The organism is Sphaerisporangium rhizosphaerae (assembly GCF_042665155.1).
Classification (GTDB): Bacteria; Actinomycetota; Actinomycetes; order Streptosporangiales; family Streptosporangiaceae; genus Sphaerisporangium; species Sphaerisporangium rhizosphaerae.
In genome coordinates this window covers 1-1,825 of the sequence record NZ_JBHTCG010000082.1, presented here as the reverse complement: position 1 = coordinate 1,825, position 1,825 = coordinate 1, and the positions used below count along the sequence as shown (strand labels likewise).

Genomic DNA, 1,825 nt, shown 5'->3' with positions numbered 1-1,825 from the left:
ATCTGCTGCAGGCCGCGGTGGTCTACGGCTACTTCCCGTGCGTCTCCGACGGCGATGATCTGATCATCCTGGACGGGCGGACGGGTGGGGAGCGGACGCGGTTCTCCTTCCCGCGGCAGCGGCGTGACCGGCATCTGTGCCTGTCGGACTTCTTCCGGTCCAAGGGGTCCGGGGAGGTGGATGTGGTGGCGTTCCAGGTGGCGACGATGGGGTCGGCGATCTCGGCGGCGACGGGGGAGTTGTTCGCCAAGAACGCCTACCGGGATTATCTGGAGTTGCATGGGTTGTCGGTGCAGTTGACCGAGGCGCTGGCCGAGTACTGGCATGCCCGGGTCCGCTCAGAGCTGGGCATCGGTGGTGATGAGGCGCTGGCCGACATGTTGAAGGTCAACATCGCGGGTTGCCGGTACTCCTTCGGCTATCCGGCGTGTCCGAATCTTGAGGATCAGCGGCAGTTGTTCGAGTTGCTGGATCCGGGCCGGATCGGGGTCACCCTGTCGGAGGAGTTCCAGCTGCATCCCGAACAGGCCACCTCCGCCCTGATCGTCCACCACCCCGAAGCCAAATACTTCAACGTCTGACCACCCCGAGGGCATGGAAGGGCCTCAGGTACGGTCGTCGTGTACGTGAGGGTCATCGGTGCGGGGGTAACAGTGGACGCGGTCTTCTTCGACATGGACGGGACGCTCGTCGACACCGAGAAGCTCTGGTTCCAGGCCGAGCGGTCGGTGATGCGGCGTCTCGGCGCGGGGTGGAGCGCCGCCGACCAGGAGAACCTGGTCGGCGGTTCCATGTCGGCGACCGTCGCCTACATGCTCGCCAAGAGCGGCTCCGCCCGCGACCCCGGCGAGGTGGCGGCGTGGATGATCGACACCGTCCTCGGCCTGATCGCCGAGGGCTTCGAGCTGATGCCGGGAGCGGCCGAGCTGCTGGCCGAGGTCCAGGCGGCGGGCCTGCCCACCGGCCTGGTCACCTCCTCCACCCGCCTGATGGCCGACGCGGTCCTCGGCGGCGTCCCCGGCGGCGACGCGTTCGACGTGGTGGTCACCGGCGACGACGTGGAGCGCTTCAAACCCGACCCCGAGCCCTACCTCATGGCCGCCTCCGCCCTCGGCGTGGACCCCGCGCGGTGCGCCGCCCTTGAGGACTCTCCGGCCGGCGTCGCCTCCGCCACGGCCGCCGGATGCGCGGTCGTGGCCGTCCCCAGCCTGCTCCCCATCCCGCCCGCCGCCCGCCGCCTGGTGGCCGAATCCCTCAAGCAGGTGGACCTCTCCACGCTCCGCCACCTCACCGCCTCCTCCTGAGCGCCCCTGCCGCGGAGGGCCACCCAAAGACGCATCCCCGGCGGCGTCCCTTAGGGGACGGCATCCCCCGTGAGCCGGGGTGGAGCCATCCTCCAGGAGGAGGGGGTGGCGCCCGCTCGCGTGCCAGGATGGAGAGCGAGAGCCGTGACAAGGGGGGCGAGCCGTTATGTCCTATGACCAGATCGCCTGGTTGCCGCTGTGCGCGGGGGTGAGCGCGGCGGGGCTGGTGCTGAGCTTCCTGGCCCTGCGCAGGCGCGGGGCGGCCGCGGGCCTGCGTGGCGCCGCCTGGTCGCTGATCCCGATCGCCGCCTACCTCACCGGCGCGCTGCCCGCCCTGTGGCAGGCGGGCACGGCCGTCGCCGGGTTCCTCACCGGCCTGGTCCTGTCGCCGATGGTGTGGGCCGGGGTGATCGTGGCGGGGCTGTCGGCGCTGCTCTTCCTGGTCTCCGGCGTCATGCGCGGCAGGCGCCGCGCCGCCGACCCCGAGGGCGAGCGTCCGGCCGGGCGCGCCGCCGCGACGG

The 1,825-nt window shown here is 71.3% G+C and carries 3 protein-coding genes; all 3 read left to right on the top strand.

The genetic code is table 11. The features are described from left to right. Window positions 1–581, top strand: a 581-nt coding sequence (locus tag ACFQSB_RS40120) for a vitamin B12 dependent-methionine synthase activation domain-containing protein (protein WP_380832594.1), incomplete at its 5' end; no start/stop codon positions are given. Window positions 582–626: 45 nt separating this feature from the next. Next, a complete protein-coding gene (locus tag ACFQSB_RS40115; RefSeq protein WP_380832592.1) occupies window positions 627–1,304 on the top strand; it encodes an HAD family hydrolase in 678 nt (225 codons plus the stop codon). Window positions 1,305–1,470: 166 nt separating this feature from the next. Beyond that, window positions 1,471–1,825: cellulose synthase (locus tag ACFQSB_RS40110; RefSeq protein ID WP_380832590.1), on the top strand; the 355-nt coding region annotated here is incomplete at its 3' end.